The 252-nt window shown below is 40.1% G+C and carries 1 protein-coding gene; it reads right to left on the bottom strand.

Features of this window, described 5'->3' with window-relative positions; genetic code table 11:
- The coding region (locus AAEZ18_RS19270; RefSeq protein WP_352256043.1) for an agmatine deiminase family protein at positions 1 to 252 on the bottom strand (252 nt) is incomplete at both ends.

Here is a 252-nt window from a genome sequence, read left to right as displayed (position 1 = left end):
CATTATACGTTGGCACAAGCACAGCATTATTAATAATTAAGTAGTTAGCGTAGGTAGCCGGTAAGCGTGTTTGCTCATCGTCATAAGCGGCTTTTGGCCACGGTAACTCAATTAAGTTATATGGGGTGTTATCGGCAGTTTTAAAGGTTTTTAGTTGTTTTTCCATCGCATCAAGTGCGCTAAAGTGCTCATCAGTTTTATCGTCACACTGCACATATACAAGGGTATTATTTGGAGCAAAACGCACTAAAG

It is taken from the genome of Pseudoalteromonas sp. 19-MNA-CIBAN-0066 (genome assembly GCF_040308705.1).
Lineage (GTDB): Bacteria > Pseudomonadota > Gammaproteobacteria > Enterobacterales > Alteromonadaceae > Pseudoalteromonas > Pseudoalteromonas nigrifaciens.
Note: the sequence above shows the minus strand (reverse complement) of the source record. Positions and strands in the feature narration are given on the sequence as shown.